Raw genomic sequence first — 18,241 nt, forward strand, 5'->3', positions numbered from 1 at the left:
CAGGCGCTTAATGAGAATAGCCAGTAAAAAGGGGCCATAGCTCAGCTGGGAGAGCGCCTGCCTTGCACGCAGGAGGTCGGGAGTTCGATCCTCCCTGGCTCCACCATTGATCTTAAGATGAGTGGTTGGGAAGGGAAAGGCTTCAGGTGAAAGCGAAAGCTTTTGCTAAGGTGATAGGAAGTGAATGCTATAGGTTTATTCAATGAGCCTATAGCATTCGTTTTCGAAAGAAACGAATAGCTCTTTAACAATGTGGAAATCTGTAAACGAATTAAAGTAAAACCGTAAGGTTAAATTTTAATGAGTTCTCAAGCAGAAAAGCGAAAATGTTAGCGATTGTATAGCGCCGGAAGGCTGAATGCGAAGTCGTTTTAAACGAAAGTGAGAAATGACTGAGTGAACAGACTGATTGGGGTTATATGGTCAAGTGACTAAGCGCATACGGTGGATGCCTAGGCAGTAAGAGGCGACGAAGGACGTTGTAGCATGCGATAAGCCGCGGGGAGTTTGCAAACAAACTTTGATCCGCGGATTTCCGAATGGGGCAACCCAATGGGCGTAAGCCCATTATCTTATCCTGAATCCATAGGGGTAAGAGGCGAACCGGGGGAACTGAAACATCTAAGTACCCCGAGGAAAAGAAATCAACCGAGATTCCCTAAGTAGTGGCGAGCGAACGGGGACCAGCCCTTAAGCATTGAGCAAATTAGTAGAACAGTCTGGAAAGTCTGGCGATACAGCGTGATAGCCGCGTATACGAAAATTTGCTCAGTGTGAAATCGAGTAGGACGGGGCACGTGAAACCTTGTCTGAACATGGGGGGACCATCCTCCAAGGCTAAATACTCCTTACTGACCGATAGTGAACCAGTACCGTGAGGGAAAGGCGAAAAGAACCCCGGAGAGGGGAGTGAAATAGATCCTGAAACCGTATGCGTACAAGCAGTCAGAGCAGACTAGTTCTGTGATGGCGTACCTTTTGTATAATGGGTCAGCGACTTACATTATGTGGCAAGCTTAACCGAGTAGGGGAGGCGTAGCGAAAGCGAGTCTTAATAGGGCGTTGAGTCGCATGGTGTAGACCCGAAACCGGGCGATCTATCCATGGCCAGGTTGAAGGTTGGGTAATACCAACTGGAGGACCGAACCGGGATCTGTTGAAAAAGATTCGGATGAGCTGTGGATCGGAGTGAAAGGCTAATCAAGCCCGGAGATAGCTGGTTCTCCTCGAAAGCTATTTAGGTAGCGCCTCGTATATAACTGCTGGGGGTAGAGCACTGTTTCGGCTAGGGGGGCATCCCGCTTTACCAAACCGATGCAAACTCCGAATACCAGCAAGTTTTAGTACGGGAGACACACGGCGGGTGATAAGGTTCGTCGTGAAAAGGGAAACAGCCCAGACCGTCAGCTAAGGTCCCCAAATCATAGCTCAGTGGAAAACGATGTGGGAAGGCCCAGACAGCCAGGAGGTTGGCTTAGAAGCAGCCACCCTTTAAAGAAAGCGTAATAGCTCACTGGTCGAGTCGGCCTGCGCGGAAGATTTACCGGGGCTAAGCTATGTACCGAAGCTACGGGTTCATACTTTTGAGTATGAGCGGTAGAGGAGCGTTCTGTACGCCTGCGAAGGTCAATTGAGAAGTTGGCTGGAGGTATCAGAAGTGCGAATGCTGACATGAGTAACGATAATGGAGGTGAAAAGCCTCCACGCCGAAAGCCCAAGGTTTCCTGCGCAACGTTAATCGACGCAGGGTTAGTCGGCACCTAAGGCGAGGCCGAAAGGCGTAGTCGATGGAAAACAGGTTAATATTCCTGTACTTGTGATAACTGCGATGGGGAGACGGAGAAGGCTAGGTCAGCTGCCTGTTGGACTAGGTAGTTTAAGCGCGTAGGCAGAGAGTTTAGGCAAATCCGGACTCTTAATGCTGAGACGTGATGACGAGTCTCTTTATAAGGAGACGAAGTGATTGATGCCCTGCTTCCAAGAAAAACCTCTAAGCTTCAGGTTATGACGAGCCGTACCCCAAACCGACACAGGTGGGTGGGATGAGAATTCTAAGGCGCTTGAGAGAACTCGGGTGAAGGAACTAGGCAAAATGGTACCGTAACTTCGGGAGAAGGTACGCCTCTGTTACGTGAAGGCCCTGCGGCTGGAGCGGAAAGGGGTAGCATTAACCTGGTGGCTGCGACTGTTTAGCAAAAACATAGCACTCTGCAAACTCGAAAGAGGACGTATAGGGTGTGACGCCTGCCCGGTGCCGGAAGGTTAATTGATGGGGTTATCTTCGGAGAAGCTCTTGATCGAAGCCCCGGTAAACGGCGGCCGTAACTATAACGGTCCTAAGGTAGCGAAATTCCTTGTCGGGTAAGTTCCGACCTGCACGAATGGCGTAACGATGGCCACACTGTCTCCACCCGAGACTCAGTGAAATTGAAATCGCTGTGAAGATGCAGTGTACCCGCGGCTAGACGGAAAGACCCCGTGAACCTTTACTATAGCTTTACACTGGACTTTGAGCCTACTTGTGTAGGATAGGTGGGAGGCTTTGAAGCGGCGACGCCAGTTGTCGTGGAGCCGACCTTGAAATACCACCCTGGTATGTTTGGAGTTCTAACCTCGACCCGTGATCCGGGTTAGGGACAGTGTATGGTGGGTAGTTTGACTGGGGCGGTCTCCTCCCAAAGAGTAACGGAGGAGCACGAAGGTACCCTAATCCTGGTCGGAAATCAGGAGATTAGTGCAAAGGCATAAGGGTGCTTGACTGCGAGACGTACAAGTCGAGCAGGTACGAAAGTAGGTCTTAGTGATCCGGTGGTTCTGAATGGAAGGGCCATCGCTCAACGGATAAAAGGTACTCCGGGGATAACAGGCTGATACCGCCCAAGAGTTCATATCGACGGCGGTGTTTGGCACCTCGATGTCGGCTCATCACATCCTGGGGCTGAAGCAGGTCCCAAGGGTATGGCTGTTCGCCATTTAAAGTGGTACGCGAGCTGGGTTCAGAACGTCGTGAGACAGTTCGGTCCCTATCTGCCGTGGGCGTTTGAGATTTGAGGGAAGCTGCTCCTAGTACGAGAGGACCGGAGTGGACGATCCTCTGGTGTTCCGGTTGTCACGCCAGTGGCATTGCCGGGTAGCTATGATCGGACAGGATAACCGCTGAAAGCATCTAAGCGGGAAGCCCCTCCCAAGATGAGATCTCACTGGGACCGTGAGTCCCCTGAAGGGCCCTTGGAGACGACAAGGTTGATAGGTCAGGTGTGGAAGCGCAGTAATGTGTGAAGCTAACTGATACTAATTGCCCGTGAGGCTTGACCATATAACACCCAATCGGTTTGCGAATCGAGAGCGTGTTGTATAAAAGCTAATAACCGCTCAATGCACGAGAACTGATACAGATTTCCATGGGTTAGACAGTGAAAGCTGAGCTGACCATGACAGTGGGTAAAAAACTAAAATCCCACTAACACCGTTTGCTTGGTGAACATAGCGAGAGTGAACCACCCGATCCCATCCCGAACTCGGTAGTGAAACCTCTTAGCGCCGATGATAGTGTGGCAGGTTGCCATGTGAAAGTAGGGAATCGCCAAGCGTTTAATCCAAAAAACCCGTTCAGAATCCTGGACGGGTTTTTTTTTGCCTACAGGGATGTAGGTAAGGTGGATATGTGCTCCTGCGATATCCACATTCAACACATCCTTGTGTTTCGAGCGTGACCGGTTTTTGCTCTGACCGCCAAGGAAGGCGGAAAGATAGAAAATGCAGGAGCAATTTTCTACCAGCAAAACCGGCATACATCACGTCCCTGTGAATAAGCAGGACGCGGTAGCTTTGCCTACAGGGACGTAGGTAAGGAGCGTGAGCAGGACGCGGAAGCTTTGCCTACACAGACGGCAGATTTAGGCTCTGACCGACAAGGAAGTCGGGAATGTCGAAAATGCAGGAGCAATTTTCTACCAGCAAAACCGGCATACATCGTATCCCTGTGAATAAGCAGGAGCGGAAGCTTTGCCTACAGGGACGTAGGTAAGGAGCGTGAGCAGGACGCGGAAGCTTTGCCTACACGGATGTAGGCAAGGGGCGTGAGCAGGACGCGGAAGCTTTGCCTAAAAAAGTAGCCTGGATGCAGCGCGCAGCGGAATCCGGGAAACGGGGTAGCTTCATCCCTCATTTCCCGCATTGGGGAAAATATGAATAGCCAGCCAGATTGTTTCGCTGTTCTCCAGCGTCCAGGCGACCCTATGTTTGATATGGGCTGGAATCAATAGATAATCGCCAGAATTCAATAGTTGAATAGATGCCGGCTCGTAGAACTCGAGCTTGGCTTGACCTTGCAATAATACTATCCATTCATCCTGAACTTGATCATACCAGTCGTTTGCCGCATTGTGATGTCCCTTGGAAATAATCCGCTCGATGCGAATATTATCCTGTTGCAAGAGCGTTTCGAAGAATTCTTCAGGTAATTCTGTCGGGATATTGCTGAAAATGTTTTTGGGTGTTGATATAGTCATCATTTTCCACGGATTTACTTATTAAGCCGATCGAATTCAATTTAAAAATAGCGGGTTGGTCACATGAATAAACAATTGCTTTCCGTTGTGATAGAGAAAACACCAGGCATGATCTTATTGATATTGAAATGGTTCGATAAAGCCAAGTTTCTCGATTTTCTCGCGCCATTAGCCTTGCGTCTCTACCTGGCGCCAGTATTGTGGATGGCGGGCAGTAAGAAATTTACCAATTTTAGCAGCACTGCTGAATGGTTCGGCAATAGCGAGTGGGGATTAGGCCTTCCTCTCCCTTATCTGCTGGTTATTCTGGTAGGTTTAGTCGAGGTTCTTGGAGCCCTCTTTTTATTGCTGGGTATTGGCGTGCGCCTGATATCGATTCCATTAATGTTGGTGATGATCGGTGCGGCGGTCACCGTGCATCTGAAAAACGGCTGGTTGGCGATTGCAACAGGGAGCGGCATCTTCGCAACCGATAGGACGATAGGCGCTATCGAAAGGCTGGATATGGCCAAAACCATCTTAAAGGATTACGGCAATTATGAGTGGTTGACCGAAAACGGCAATTTCGTCGTGCTGAATAACGGCATCGAATTCGCTGCTACTTATTTTATTATGTTGTTGGTGCTGTTTTTTATGGGGGGCGGTCGATTCGTCAGCATCGACTATTGGTTGGCTAAAAAATATAGCGAGGCATAGGTTCTCTACCTTATCGACGAGGTGCAAGGTAGTTTTTGAACCTTGCACCTTGTGTAAAATTTATCGTTTCAGTTTTTCCTTCAGCATCTTGTTGACTTCGCCCGGGTTGGCCTTGCCCTGCGTTTCCTTCATGACCTGACCGACGAAGAAGCCGAACACCTTGTCCTTGCCGCCTAGATACTGCTCGACCTGAGCCGGGTTGTCGGCGATGATCTTGTCGATGATCGCTTCGATCGCGCCCGTGTCGGTGATTTGCTTCAAGCCCTTTTCTTCGATAATCTGATCGGCACTGGCTTTGCTGTTCCACAGCTCGTCGAACACCTGTTTGGCGATCTTACCGGATATCGTGTTGTCGGCGATGCGTTTCAGCAGGCCGGCAAGACGCGTATGTTCGATCGGGCATTGGCCGATTTCCAAACCGGCCTTGTTCAAGGCGCCGATCAAATCGCCGCTGATCCAGTTGGTCGACAGTTTGGTCTCGCCGCCCGATTCTTTCACGACCGTTTCGTAATAATCGGCCAGTTCTCGCGATGAGGTCAGCGTCGCGGCGCTTTCATTATCCATGCCGTATTGTTCGATGAAGCGGGCTTTCTTGGCATCCGGCAACTCGGGCAGCTCGGATCGAATCTGGTCTTTCAATGCTTCCTCGATATGGACCGGCAGCAGATCCGGGTCCGGGAAGTAACGGTAATCGTTGGCTTCTTCCTTGCTGCGCATCGAACGGGTTTCATCTTTGTTGGCGTCATACAAGCGGGTTTCTTGTATGACCTTGCCGCCGCCTTCCAGAATATCGATTTGCCGTTCGACCTCGTAATTGATCGCCTTCTCGACGAATTTGAACGAATTGATGTTCTTGATTTCGGTGCGTGTGCCGAATTTCTCCTCGCCTTTCAAACGCACCGAGACGTTGGCGTCGCAGCGGAACGATCCCTCCTGCATGTTGCCGTCGCAGACGCCCAGATAACGCACCAGTTCATGCAGTTTGCGCATATAGGCAACGGCTTCCTTGGCCGAGCGCATGTCCGGTTCGGAGACGATTTCCAGCAACGGTGTGCCGGCACGGTTCAGGTCGATGCCGGTAAGACCGTGAAAATCCTCGTGTAGGGACTTTCCGGCGTCTTCTTCCAGATGCGCGCGGGTCACGCCGATGCGCTTGGTGACGCCGTCGACTTCAATATCTAGATGGCCGTTACCGACGATCGGCAATTCGAACTGGCTGATTTGATAGCCTTTCGGTAAGTCAGGGTAAAAATAGTTTTTGCGCGCGAACACCGAATAAGGGGCGATTTCCGCTTCGATCGCCAAGCCGAATTTGACGGCCATGCGCACGGCGCTCTCATTCAGCACCGGCAGTACGCCGGGCAGGCCTAAGTCGACCGCGCAGGCCTGGGTATTCGGTTCCGCGCCGTAGGCAGTCGATGCGGCGGAAAAGATTTTCGATTGTGTGGCCAGTTGGGCGTGAATTTCCAGGCCGATAACTGTTTCCCATTCCATTTACGACTCCTTATTCAAAACCTTTGGGCGTGAGTTTATGCCAGTCGCTCACTTGTTGATATTGATGAGCGATGTTCAGCAGGCGGGCTTCAGCGAAATAATTGCCGATGATCTGTAGGCCGACGGGTTTTTCATTGGCGAAGCCGGCTGGAATCGACATCGCCGGTAGTCCCGCCAGGTTGATCGCGATGGTGTAGATGTCCGACAGATACATCTGGATCGGATCGCCGGATTTTTCGCCGATTGCGAAGGCCGTCGATGGCGAAACCGGGCCCATCAGTACGTCGACTTCGGAAAGCGCTTTCTTGAAGTCGTCGCTGATCAGGCGGCGTACCTGTTGGGCCTTTAAATAATAGGCATCGTAATAACCGGCCGATAAGGCATAGGTGCCCATCAGGATGCGGCGTTTGACCTCCGGGCCGAAGGCTTCGCCGCGGGAGCGGGTGTACATATCGGTCAAATCGGCCGGTTTGTCGCAGCGATAGCCGAAACGGACGCCGTCGAAGCGGGACAGGTTGGCCGAGCATTCGGCCGAGGCGATCACATAATAAGAAGGAATCGCCAGATTCAGGTTGGGCATCGATACTTCTTTGACTTCAGCGCCAAGTTTCTTGTACTCGTTGATCGCCGTTTCGATCACCGCGGCGATATCGTTGTTCAGGTCTTCGCTGAAGAATTCCTTGGGCAAGCCGATTTTCAGGCCTTCTAGGCTGTCATTCAGTGTCGCGCTGTAATCGGGCACTTCGGTGTCGACGCTGGTCGAGTCTTTGGGATCGAAACCGGCCATGGTTTGCAACAATAACGCCGCATCCTCGGCGCTGCGGGCCATCGGGCCGCCCTGGTCGAGACTGGAGGCATAAGCGATCATGCCGTAGCGGGATACGCGGCCGTAGGTCGGTTTCAGGCCGGTGATGTTACACAGCGACGAAGGCTGGCGAATCGAGCCGCCGGTGTCGGTACCGGTCGCTGCCGGTACCAATCGTGCGGCCAATGCCGCGGCGGAACCGCCGGAAGAGCCGCCCGGTACAGTTTCGAGGTTCCAAGGGTTCTTGACCGGGCCGTAGAAGCTGGTTTCGTTGGACGAACCCATCGCGAATTCATCCATGTTCAGTTTGCCGGGCATCACTGCGCCAGCCTGATTGAATTTTTCGATCACGGTCGCATCGTAAGGGGCGATGAAATTATCCAGCATTTTCGAGCCGCAACTGGTTTTGATGCCTTGCGTGCAGAATATATCTTTTTGCGCGACCGGGATGCCGGTCAGTGGCGTCGTATTGTCGTCCGCAGCCAGCCTGGTGTCGGCGGCTTTGGCTTGTTCCAGCGCGCTTTCATCGGCGACGGTGATAAAGCTGTTAAGAGCTTGATGTTGATTGATGCGGTCTAAAAAAAATTGGGTTAACTCTACGCTTGAATATTGTTTTTCGCGCAGCCCCTGGGCCAGTTCGGTGAGGGTTTTGTTGTGCATATCCATCCGTTAGTCGATCACTTTGGGTACCAGATAAAGGCCGTTTTCTACTTGCGGCGCAATGGCTTGAAAATGTTCGCGTTGATTTTCTTCGATGACCACGTCGGCGCGCAATCTTTGGGTTTGATCCAGCGGATGGGCCATCGGCTGGACACCGGCGGTATCCAGTTCGCCCATCTGGGTCATCAGGTCCAAGATGTTGGAAAGATCTTTGGCATAATTTTCAATGTCTTGCGAATTAATGCCCAGTCGTGCAAGATGGGCGATTTTTTTTACGTCATCAGCCGTTAACGACATTTTACAACTCCAAGTTACATTTAAGATAAATATGATACTTTATATCTTGCTCAAATACCTGCTTGATTGTTAAAGTAGCTTAATTTTTTGTTCGCTAAGGATACCGGAAAAGATGTTCAAAAGAATTCGCGGCCTATTTTCTAATGATTTGTCGATCGATTTAGGGACTGCAAACACCTTGATTTATGTGCCAGGCCAGGGAATTGTTCTGAATGAGCCATCTGTAGTGGCGATCAAGGAGGATCGGATTCGCGGCGTCAAGACGATTGCCGCCGTGGGGCTCGATGCCAAAAATATGTTAGGCCGTACTCCGGGTAATATCACCGCAATCAGGCCTCTGAAAGATGGTGTGATTGCCGACTTTGCCGTGACCGAACGCATGCTGCGATTCTTTATCGAAAAGGTTCATGAAAGCAAATTATTGCGTCCGAGTCCAAGAATTTTGATTTGTGTCCCATGCGGATCGACTCAGGTAGAAAGACGTGCCATTCGGGAGTCGGCGGCCATGGCCGGTGCCCGGGAAGTGTATTTGATTGAGGAGCCGATGTCCGCGGCGGTAGGGGCGGGCTTGCCTGTCGATGAGGCTCATGGTTCGATGGTATTGGATATCGGCGGCGGTACTTCGGAAGTCGCGGTGATTTCATTGAACGGCATCGTTTATTCGGCTTCGGTAAGAATTGGTGGCGATCGCTTCGATGATGCGATCATTAATTACGTGCGGAGAAACTATGGCACCTTGATCGGTGAGGCGACCGCGGAAAAAATCAAGCATCAAGTCGGGGCGGCCTATCCCGGCAGCGAGGTCAAGGAAATTCAGGTGACCGGACGCAACCTGGCGGAAGGGGTGCCCCGCAGCTTTTCCTTGAACAGTAATGAAATTTTGGAAGCCTTGCAGGAACCGTTATCCGGCATCGTCGGTTCGGTCAAGGTGGCTCTGGAACAGACACCGCCGGAATTGGGGGCCGATGTGGCCAGTCGTGGTATTGTCCTGACTGGTGGCGGTGCCTTGTTGAAAGACATCGATCGCTTGATCGCCGAAGAGACAGGGTTGCCAGTGCACATTGCGGAAGATCCACTGACTTGCGTCGCGCGCGGCGGTGGAAAAGTGCTGGAAATGCTGGATGAAAAAGGGGTATCGGCGTTTTCCCTGGAATAAAAAGCTGATCTCGATAGCAAGTTTGGCCGGTAATGGGTTTTCGTTTGTTTTGTACTTGCCGAAAAGTAAAATAAATCTACCCCATTCCGGAGTCAGCCTAGTAACACTTTCGTAGATAGAGGTTTTGTTATAAAGCTTTTGTTCGCAACAGGTCCATCACTCAACACCCGATTGCTCGTTGCGGTTCTATTATCGTTGGTTTTGTTGATTGCCGATCATCGCAGCACGAAATTGCAGCCGTTACGGGCGGCTTTGTCGTTATTGGTTTATCCGGTGCAATTAGTGATCAATTTTCCTGGCGATGCGGCGAATTACCTTAGCGATACTTTCGTGTCCTACCGGACGTTGAAAAAAGAAAACCGTGAATTGAAAGAATTGCAGTTGGTTAACGAGGCTAAGTTATTAAAGCTGGCTGCGTTGGAAAAGGAAAATATTCGTTTGCGGGCCTTATTGGAAAACTCATTCAAGTTGGGCGAGCAGGTGCTGGTGGCGGAACTGCTGGCTGTCAATCTGGTGCCTTATGAGCACATCGTCGTGGTCAATAAGGGAAGCCGTTTCGGAGTGCATAGCAAACAACCTGTTTTGGATGCTCATGGCGTGGTCGGCCAAGTTGTCAGGACCTTGCCGGCCAGCTCGGAAATCATGCTGATTACGGACCCTAACCATGCGATACCGGTGCAGGTGAATCGTAACGGCCTTAGAACCATTGCAATTGGCAGTGGCCAGATCAATCGCTTGAATTTACCGTTTTTGCCCAATAATGCCGATATTTTACCGGGTGACTTATTGGTGACCTCGGGGCTAGGAGGAACATTCCCGCAAGGCTATCCGGTCGCCGTGGTCGATGATTTCACCGTCCGGCCGAATAAACCCTTTGCCAGTATTTCCGCGACACCGAAGGCGGAACTGGATAAAAGCCGGGAGTTTTTGATCGTTTGGAGCGATTCAACGCCCGTTCCGCTGACCGAAGAGCCAAGCGAAGCAAGTCAGGAACTAAACGATGCCGGACAATAGTGAATTACCTTATTTTTTGACCATTATCATGGCAATGGCGCTAAAAATCATACCCTTACCTCAGTCGCTGGAATATTTCAATCCGGATTGGGTATTGCTGGTGTTGATTTATTGGTCGTTGGCGCTTCCAGAAAGATTTGGTGTATTCAATGCTTGGGTAATAGGGTTGCTGGTTGATGTATTGACCGGCCGCTTGCTCGGTCAGAACGCCTTGATTTATTCATTGATTTGCTATTTTTGCGTCAAACTGCACAAGCGGATTCGTCATTATCCTATTGTTCAGCAAAGCCTTTTCGTTTTTGTCTGTTTGTTGGTCGGGCAACTGATTATTTTTTGGATTGAAAATATGCAGGCCAGCAATCGTTTGCCGCTGATGTTTTGGTTTCCTGTATTGTCCGGCACTATTCTATGGCCTGCGGTATATCTAGTGCTGCGTTTCGTACGGTCTTTCTGGCGTATCGTTTGACGCACCATGCAAAAAAAATTTGCGGTCAAGGATACCCTAGCGGAGAGTCGCGTTTTTTTAAGCCGGGTGGTTGCGGCCTTTGCTTTCATGTTTTTGCTGACATTAGGGCTGGTTGTCAGGCTGATTTATTTGCAAATTGTCGGTCATGAGCATTATGCCATGTTGGCCAAGGACAACCGTATCAAGATTGCGCCATTGCCGCCGACGCGAGGCATCATCTATGATCGCCATGGCAGAATTTTGGCGGAAAACCTGCCCTCTTACAGTCTCGAACTCATCCCCGAGCAGGTCAAGGATCTTGATGATACGCTGACACGATTACAGAGCTTGTTGGATATTTCGGATGAACAAATAGAGCAATTCGACAAGCAAAGACACCGGCGAAAATCCTTTAGCAGTACGCCGTTATTGCTGCGCATGAGCGATGAGGAAGTCGCCAAATTTGCCGCAGTCAGGCCTTATTTTCCCGGCGTGGATATTCAGGCCCGCTTGGTTCGTTATTATCCTTACGGGGAATTGGCTTCGCATGTGGTCGGTTATGTCGGCAGGATTAATGAAAGGGAATTAAAGTCCTTGCCGGTCTCAGAATATCGCGGCACCAATCATATCGGTAAAATCGGGATCGAAAAGACCTATGAAGAATATTTGCACGGTACAACCGGGTATGCCGAAATTGAGACCAATGCCCAGGGGCGCTCGGTCAATTCGGTCGATGCCTTGGATCCGGTGCCCGGTGCCAATCTTTATTTGACGCTCGATATCGACCTGCAAAAAACCGCTTATGATGCACTCGGAGACTATAATGGCGCGGCCGTTGCGATAGAAATAGATAGCGGTGACGTGCTGGTGTTCGCCAGCCGTCCGGGCTTCGATCCCAATCCGTTTGTTTACGGGATCAGTCGCAAAGCGTATAAAGCGTTGCAGGAATCGGATGATCAACCGCTCTTCAACCGAGCATTGCGTGGCCAATATCCTCCCGGTTCTACCATGAAGCCCTTCATCGGATTGGCTGGTTTGGAGTATAACGCGACCGATTTTCAGCATAAGTTGTTTTGCCCCGGCTATTACCAATTGCCTAATGTCAGTCATAAATACCGAGACTGGAAACGATGGGGACACGGTTGGATGGATTTGAAGGACGCGATCACCCAATCCTGCGATGTTTATTTTTATGATTTGGCTCTGACGCTGGGGATCGATAATATGCATGAATTCCTCGATAAATTCGGTTTTGGCCGTAAGTCGGGCATCGATTTGGTCGGAGAGCAAGCCGGATTGCTGCCATCGCGGGAGTGGAAGAGGGCAAAGCGCAATCAACCCTGGTATCCGGGAGAAACGTTGATTACCGGTATCGGCCAGGGTTTTACTCAAGTGACGCCGCTGCAATTGGCCCGAGCGACGGCGACGCTGGCTAATCATGGCCGGATCGTAACGCCTTATCTGGTCGATAGAATCATTGGCACCAACTATACCATCCCTGGCCCGGCGCAAAGCGGCGAAGTGATTGCACTTAAACAGCGCAATATCGAAGACATCGTGATGGCGATGGTCAATGTCGTTCATGGCGCGCGAGGTACGGCAAAGAGAATCGCCGATGGGATCGATTATCAGATCGCCGGTAAAACCGGGACCGCTCAGGTTTTTTCGGTTAAACAGGAAGAAAAATACAATGAAGAGGAAATTGAATTCAAATTGCGCGACCATGCTTTGTTTATTGCCATTGCGCCGGCGCATGCGCCCAAAATTGCGGTGGCGGTAGTGGTCGAAAATGGTGGTCACGGAGGGTCGGTTGCGGCGCCGATAGCCGGTAAGATCATCAAGCAATATCTCGGTTCGAACGAAGGAAGTCCCGATGAAGAATGAAACTCGCAGCGAGCAGTTTGTTCCACATTCGCTGTTGGGGAATTTGCTGAGGAAGCTGCACATCGATATTCCGTTGTTTGTCGCCTTGCTTTTGATCTGTGCCTTGAGTTTTTTAGTGTTGTACAGTGCCGGCGGGCAGGAAATAGGGATCTTGGTAAAGCAGGCGGCGAGGATGGGGGTCGCCTTTGGACTCATGACCGCTTTAGCGCATGTTAACCCGCATCAATTCAAGCGGCATTCGGTGCTACTGTTCGTCATCGGCGTCGCGTTACTCGTCGCGGTGTTGGTCATGGGGGAAATCGGCAAGGGAGCGCAACGTTGGCTGGATCTGGGGTTTTTCCGTTTTCAACCCTCGGAAATGATCAAGATCACGACGCCGATGATGATCGCCTGGTATTTGTCCGAATTTTCCCTGCCGCCGAAGCGTAAGCAGCTGTTTATCGCTGGTCTGTTGATTATCGTGCCGACCGTGTTGATCGCGAAACAGCCGGATCTCGGCACCTCATTGCTGGTGGCCAGCTCGGGAGCGGCGGTGTTGTTTTTCGCCGGACTGTCTTGGCGGTTCATGTTGACGACACTGGCGATACTGGCTTCCTTGACCCCGATTTTATGGCATTTTATGCGCGATTATCAACGCGCCAGGGTGCTGACTTTCTTGAATCCCGAAGCCGATCCGATGGGGCGTGGCTATCATATCATCCAGTCTAAAATCGCGATCGGCTCCGGCGGCGTCCATGGCAAGGGCTGGTTAGGCAGTACCCAGGCACAACTGGATTTTTTGCCGGAAAGTTCAACCGACTTTATATTTGCCGTTTTTGCCGAAGAATTCGGCTTGTCCGGATGTTTAGGCTTGCTATTATTATACTTATTGATTATCAGCCGCTGTCTTTATATTGCGGTCCAGGCTCAGGATACGTATAGTCGATTATTGGCGGGTAGCCTGACCTTTACCTTTTTCGTCTATGTTTTTGTGAATATCGGCATGGTGATCGGAATTTTACCAGTAGTCGGAGTACCTTTGCCGTTGATCAGTTATGGCGGCACCTCGATGGTGACGTTGATGGCCGGTTTCGGCATCCTGATGTCGATTCATACTCATAGAAAATTTTTGCCGACCTGATGCTGTGATGAAAATGCGAAAGAAAACTTCCATGTTAGGAGCTGTCATTTTGACGTTGATTTCCCTCCCGGCGTTTGCGCTGATCGAGGAGAATCAGGCGTTTAACGATTTTATCGGCACGATGGTGAGCGAGCACCAGTTTGATGAAACGGAATTGCGGCATTTGTTTCAGGCGGTGGAAATCAAGGATAAAATTCTGCAGGCCATATCCGCGCCGGCCGAGGCATTGCCATGGTATAAATACCGCAAAATTTTTCTGACCGATTCGCGAATAAAGGATGGCTTAAGGTTTTGGCGGGAGAATGAGCCGGTATTGACTACGGTCGAGAAAGAATACGGCGTGCCGCCGGAAATTATCACCGCGATCATTGGCGTGGAGACGCGCTATGGCGCCCATACCGGCTCGTATCGGGTGATCGATGCCCTGGCCACGCTGGCTTTCGCTTATCCCAAGCGCAGTCAGTTTTTCTCCAGCGAACTGGTTCAGTTTTTGATCTTATGCCGCGATGAGCAATTAGACCCGCTAGAGCCATTAGGGTCGTATGCAGGAGCCATGGGCGTACCGCAATTCATGCCCAGCAGTTATATCCGCTATGCGGCGGACTTCGATTTAGACTCTAAGCGCGATATATGGCATAACAATGCCGATGTGATTGCCAGTGTCGCCAATTATTTCGCCCAGCACCGGTGGCAGAAAGGGGCGGCGATCGCTTTCCCCGTGACCGCCTCGGGGGATGCCTACCGGCAAGCTTTGACGAAAGGCCTGCAGCCCGATACAAGCGTGGCTCAATTGAAACATTGGCAAGTGAGTGTTCCCGAGCAATTAAATCAGGCTGAGAAAGTTAAATTGTTGGCTTTCGAACAGGAAAACGATGAAGAATTATGGCTGGGCCTGCATAATTTTTATGTCATTACCCGCTATAACCATAGTCCTTTATACGCGATGGCGGTTTACCAGCTGAGCCAGGCTATCGCCGAGCAGAAAAAAATGAGCAATGAAGAATAGAGTCTTATGCTTCGCATTTATTATTGTTAATGGTTGTAGTATCGATCCATTAGTCAAGGATAGTGCGCCGGATACGGTGCCGGTCGATATCATGGCAATCCCCGATGCAGTACCGCGTTACGAGAAGCGTACCCGGGCGGGCAACCCCGGCACTTATGAAGTGTTGGGTCAGCGTTATCAGGTTTTGGTGGACAGTAACGGCTATCGAAAGCGAGGCATCGCTTCATGGTACGGTAAGAAGTTTCATGGCAGAAAAACAGCCAACGGCGAAATTTATAATATGTTTGCGATGACCGCGGCCCATAGAACGTTACCGATTCCCAGTTACGTCAGGGTAACCAATTTAAAGAACCAGCGTAGCGTGGTCGTGAGAATCAACGATAGAGGCCCGTTTCATGATAACCGCATCATCGACCTGTCCTATGCCGCGGCCGTCAAACTGGGGGTACAGCAAGCTGGTACCGGCTTCGTCGAAGTCGTGGCGCTAGATCCTTCGTCACAGCCCGCTGCAAAACTAGCGCAAAAGCCTGAAGTAAATCCCGATGAAAAGCTGTATTTGCAAATCGGCGCCTTCAGCAATCAATTTAACGCAAGGCAGTTGCAACAAAAAGTCGCCCAAATACCGTTGGCGGCTGCTCGCCTCAAAGTAGCCCAGCATCAAGGCGACACGGTCTATAAAGTACAATTAGGGCCGGTAGCTTCGGTGGAGATGGCCGACCGTCTCAATGAACAACTGGTGGCAATGGGGGTTACCAGTAGTACGCTGGTCAGCGACAACTGAGCAGCCGAGGCTTCCTGTCACTGTGGCGAAATGCCAATGCAGTGACCAGCAATGATACAATATTCCCGATTTTTATAAGTAAATCCGAATTATGAGCATGACTTATTTTTTTCATAGAACCGTCGTCCTATTCAGCGTCCTGGTGTTGGCAGCTTTGTTGCAGACCGCATCGGCCGCCGACAACATTCTGATTCCGGCTCCTCCGACAGTAGCCGGTAGTAGTTATTTTTTGATGGACTTCAATAGCGGCCGGGTGCTGGTGGAAAAAGACGCGGATGAGAAATTGCCGCCAGCCAGCCTGACCAAAATCATGACGGTCTATGTCGTTTTCCGTGAATTGAGTAATGGCCACTTGAGTTTGGACGAGAAAGTAACCATCAGTAAAAAAGCCTGGCAAACGCCAGGGTCGAGGATGTTCGTCGAAGTCAACAAACAGGTGGCCATCGAGGATTTGTTGAAGGGTGTGATCATTCAGTCCGGCAATGACGCTAGCGTGGCTCTGGCCGAGCATGTCGCCGGCGACGAGGCCACTTTCGCGGCCTTGATGAATCAGCATGCGCAACGCCTGGGCATGACCAATACCCATTTCGAAAACAGCATGGGCCTGCCCAGCGAGAATCACTATACTACGGCTCGGGATCTGGCAACGTTGACTCAGGCGTTGATCCGGGAATTCCCCGACTATTATAAATGGGATTCGCAAAAGGAATTTACCTACAACAATATCACTCAACATAACCGCAATAAATTACTGTGGCGTGACGAATCGGTCGACGGCGTGAAAACCGGTTATACGGAAGAGGCGGGATATTGTTTGGTCGCTTCGGCCAAACGCAACGACATGCGTTTGATTTCGGTGGTCATGGGAACCGCCAACGAGAATGCCAGGGCCAACGAGAGTCAGACCTTGCTCAATTACGGCTTTCGTTTTTTCGAGACACACAGGCTTTATGAGGGAATGGCGCCACTCACGGAAACGCGAGTCTGGAAAGGGGACAACAAGCAGCTGGAGTTAGGCTTGTTACATGATCTTTATGTCACGATCCCGCGGCGGCACTTCAATGATCTGAAGGCCGAAACCATTGTCGATAAGCGCATTACCGCGCCGGTCAAGGAAGGGGAAGCGGTAGGGACGTTGAACGTGACGCTAGCCGGCGACGTCGTCGTCAATAAGCCGCTGGTTGCTTTGAATACCGTGTCCAAGGGAAGTTTGGTCCAGCGTCTTTATGATGAAGCATTGTTGCTGATGGAGCGTTGATGGAAAATAAGGTTTATTTAAACGGCGAATATTTGCCTTTGTCCAAGGCGAAAATATCGGTACTCGATCGCGGATTCTTGTTTGGAGACGGAGTTTACGAGGTCATACCCGCTTACCACGGTAAATTGTTCCGCTTGCAAGAACATTTGGATCGCCTAGAGAGTAGCTTGAGCAATATTCGCTTGGGATTATCCTATAACATGGACAAATGGCGCCAGATTCTGGAACCGTTATTGGATAAGGACAAAGACCAATATATTTATCTGCAAATCACCCGCGGCGTCGCGCCTAAGCGCGACCATGCGTTTCCCGTTAGTCCAGTGCCGACGGTGTTCGCGATGTGTTCCGACATACAGCATGTCGCCGATAGGGATAGCGGTGTCAAGGCGGTGACCATGGAGGACAGCCGCTGGGATATGTGTAATGTCAAGGCGACCACCTTGTTGGCCAATATTTTATTGCGGCAGCAGGCGATCGAGCAGGGTTGCGCCGAGGCTATTCTCATCAAGAACGGTTATGTTACCGAAGGCGCGGCCAGTAACTTGTTCGCCGTGATCGACGGCGTGTTGATGACGCCGGCGAAAAGCGGTGATATCCTGCCGGGCATTACCCGTGATGTCATCATCGAGTTGGCTCGGGCAAACGATATTCCGGTTAAGGAAGACATTATTTCCCTGGATGCCTTGCAAACCGCCAGTGAAATTTGGGTGACCAGCTCGACCCGTGAAATCATACCGGTAGTAGAGTTGGACGGCAAAAAAGTCGCGGATGGCCTGCCGGGCCCGCTTTGGCAAAAAATGCACGAGCTTTTTCAAGACTATAAGCAATCCGTATCATGAGCGATAAAGAAACGCTGTTGGAATTTCCCTGCCAATTTCCGATCAAGGCCATGGGGGTTAGTTCCGACCAATTCGATATAACTGTGATTGAAATCGTTCGGCGTCATGTCGATGACATCAAGGAAGGTGCCGTTACCAGCCGGCCCAGCAAGGGCGGTAAATATACGGCGGTGACAGTGGTTATCGAGGCGACCAGTCGGAAGCAGCTGGATGCGATCTATCAGGATTTGACCGATCATCCCGATGTGTTGATGGCATTGTAGCGTCCGTTAGTA

The 18,241-nt window shown here is 50.8% G+C and carries 15 protein-coding genes, 1 tRNA gene and 2 rRNA genes; 14 read left to right on the forward strand and 4 right to left on the reverse strand.

The genetic code is table 11. The features are described 5' to 3' along the window. Window positions 1-30 precede the first annotated feature (30 nt). From EP25_RS0115790 to rrf, 3 genes are all read left to right on the forward strand, one after another. A tRNA-Ala gene (locus tag EP25_RS0115790) sits at window positions 31-106 on the forward strand. 315 nt (window positions 107-421) lie between these two features. Continuing rightward, window positions 422-3,316, forward strand: a 23S ribosomal RNA gene (locus EP25_RS0115795). 157 nt (window positions 3,317-3,473) lie between these two features. Then, window positions 3,474-3,589: ribosomal RNA gene (gene rrf, locus EP25_RS0115800) — 5S ribosomal RNA — on the forward strand. 568 nt (window positions 3,590-4,157) lie between these two features. Here rrf and EP25_RS0115805 read toward each other — a convergent pair. After that, window positions 4,158-4,511 carry a cupin domain-containing protein gene (locus EP25_RS0115805; RefSeq protein WP_031434789.1) on the reverse strand — a complete coding sequence of 118 codons (354 nt, stop codon included), beginning with the start codon at window positions 4,509-4,511 and terminating at the stop codon, window positions 4,158-4,160. Between the two features lie 63 nt (window positions 4,512-4,574). On the opposite strand from EP25_RS0115805, the gene EP25_RS0115810 reads away from it, so the two are divergent. After that, window positions 4,575-5,207 (forward strand): HvfX family Cu-binding RiPP maturation protein, encoded by a 633-nt coding sequence (locus EP25_RS0115810; protein WP_152555664.1) that lies wholly within the window; start codon window positions 4,575-4,577, stop codon window positions 5,205-5,207. A 60-nt stretch (window positions 5,208-5,267) separates the two neighbouring features. On the opposite strand, the gene gatB is transcribed toward EP25_RS0115810, so the two are convergent. The 3 genes from gatB to gatC are packed head-to-tail and all read right to left on the reverse strand — an operon-like array spanning window position 5,268 to window position 8,463. Further along, window positions 5,268-6,701: an Asp-tRNA(Asn)/Glu-tRNA(Gln) amidotransferase subunit GatB gene (gene gatB / locus EP25_RS0115815; protein ID WP_031434791.1), complete on the reverse strand. Its 1,434-nt coding sequence runs from the start codon at window positions 6,699-6,701 to the stop codon at window positions 5,268-5,270. 10 nt (window positions 6,702-6,711) lie between these two features. Beyond that, the gene (gene gatA / locus EP25_RS0115820; RefSeq protein WP_031434792.1) at window positions 6,712-8,166 is read right to left on the reverse strand and encodes an Asp-tRNA(Asn)/Glu-tRNA(Gln) amidotransferase subunit GatA; all 1,455 of its coding nucleotides are present in this window, start codon (window positions 8,164-8,166) and stop codon (window positions 6,712-6,714) included. A gap of 9 nt (window positions 8,167-8,175) precedes the next feature. Further along, window positions 8,176-8,463 carry an Asp-tRNA(Asn)/Glu-tRNA(Gln) amidotransferase subunit GatC gene (gatC, locus tag EP25_RS0115825; RefSeq protein ID WP_031434793.1) on the reverse strand — a complete coding sequence of 96 codons (288 nt, stop codon included), beginning with the start codon at window positions 8,461-8,463 and terminating at the stop codon, window positions 8,176-8,178. Window positions 8,464-8,575: 112 nt separating this feature from the next. Between gatC and EP25_RS0115830 the strand changes: the two genes are divergently transcribed. The 10 genes from EP25_RS0115830 to EP25_RS0115875 all read left to right on the forward strand — a co-directional run bounded on the left by EP25_RS0115830 (window position 8,576) and on the right by EP25_RS0115875 (window position 18,229). Continuing rightward, a complete protein-coding gene (locus EP25_RS0115830; RefSeq protein WP_031434794.1) occupies window positions 8,576-9,619 on the forward strand; it encodes a rod shape-determining protein in 1,044 nt (347 codons plus the stop codon). Window positions 9,620-9,757: 138 nt separating this feature from the next. Beyond that, window positions 9,758-10,633, forward strand: coding sequence for a rod shape-determining protein MreC (gene mreC, locus EP25_RS0115835; protein WP_407661366.1), 876 nt, complete (start codon window positions 9,758-9,760; stop codon window positions 10,631-10,633). Further along, complete coding sequence (gene mreD / locus EP25_RS0115840) at window positions 10,620-11,099, forward strand: rod shape-determining protein MreD (RefSeq protein ID WP_031434796.1); 480 nt, start codon at window positions 10,620-10,622, stop codon at window positions 11,097-11,099. Before mreC ends, mreD begins: the two co-directional genes overlap by 14 nt. 6 nt (window positions 11,100-11,105) lie before the next feature. Continuing rightward, window positions 11,106-12,962, forward strand: a complete 1,857-nt coding sequence (gene mrdA / locus EP25_RS0115845; RefSeq protein WP_031434797.1) for a penicillin-binding protein 2 — start codon at window positions 11,106-11,108, stop codon at window positions 12,960-12,962. Continuing rightward, on the forward strand, window positions 12,952-14,082 hold the full coding sequence (gene rodA, locus EP25_RS0115850) for a rod shape-determining protein RodA (protein ID WP_031434798.1): 1,131 nt from the start codon (window positions 12,952-12,954) through the stop codon (window positions 14,080-14,082). Before mrdA ends, rodA begins: the two co-directional genes overlap by 11 nt. A 31-nt stretch (window positions 14,083-14,113) precedes the next feature. Next, window positions 14,114-15,088, forward strand: a complete 975-nt coding sequence (gene mltB, locus EP25_RS0115855) for a lytic murein transglycosylase B (protein ID WP_235185924.1) — start codon at window positions 14,114-14,116, stop codon at window positions 15,086-15,088. Beyond that, entirely contained in the window at window positions 15,078-15,869 is a 792-nt protein-coding gene (locus EP25_RS0115860; protein ID WP_031434800.1) for a septal ring lytic transglycosylase RlpA family protein, read from the forward strand. The genes mltB and EP25_RS0115860 overlap by 11 nt, the downstream gene beginning before the upstream one ends. A 97-nt stretch (window positions 15,870-15,966) precedes the next feature. Further along, a complete protein-coding gene (locus EP25_RS0115865) occupies window positions 15,967-17,127 on the forward strand; it encodes a D-alanyl-D-alanine carboxypeptidase family protein (RefSeq protein WP_031434801.1) in 1,161 nt (386 codons plus the stop codon). After that, entirely contained in the window at window positions 17,127-17,966 is an 840-nt protein-coding gene (locus EP25_RS0115870) for a D-amino acid aminotransferase (RefSeq protein WP_031434802.1), read from the forward strand. Before EP25_RS0115865 ends, EP25_RS0115870 begins: the two co-directional genes overlap by 1 nt. Beyond that, window positions 17,963-18,229 carry a YbeD family protein gene (locus EP25_RS0115875; RefSeq protein ID WP_031434803.1) on the forward strand — a complete coding sequence of 89 codons (267 nt, stop codon included), beginning with the start codon at window positions 17,963-17,965 and terminating at the stop codon, window positions 18,227-18,229. Before EP25_RS0115870 ends, EP25_RS0115875 begins: the two co-directional genes overlap by 4 nt. Window positions 18,230-18,241: the final 12 nt, after the last annotated feature.

The sequence above is a fragment of the Methylomarinum vadi genome (assembly GCF_000733935.1).
Lineage (GTDB): Bacteria > Pseudomonadota > Gammaproteobacteria > Methylococcales > Methylomonadaceae > Methylomarinum > Methylomarinum vadi.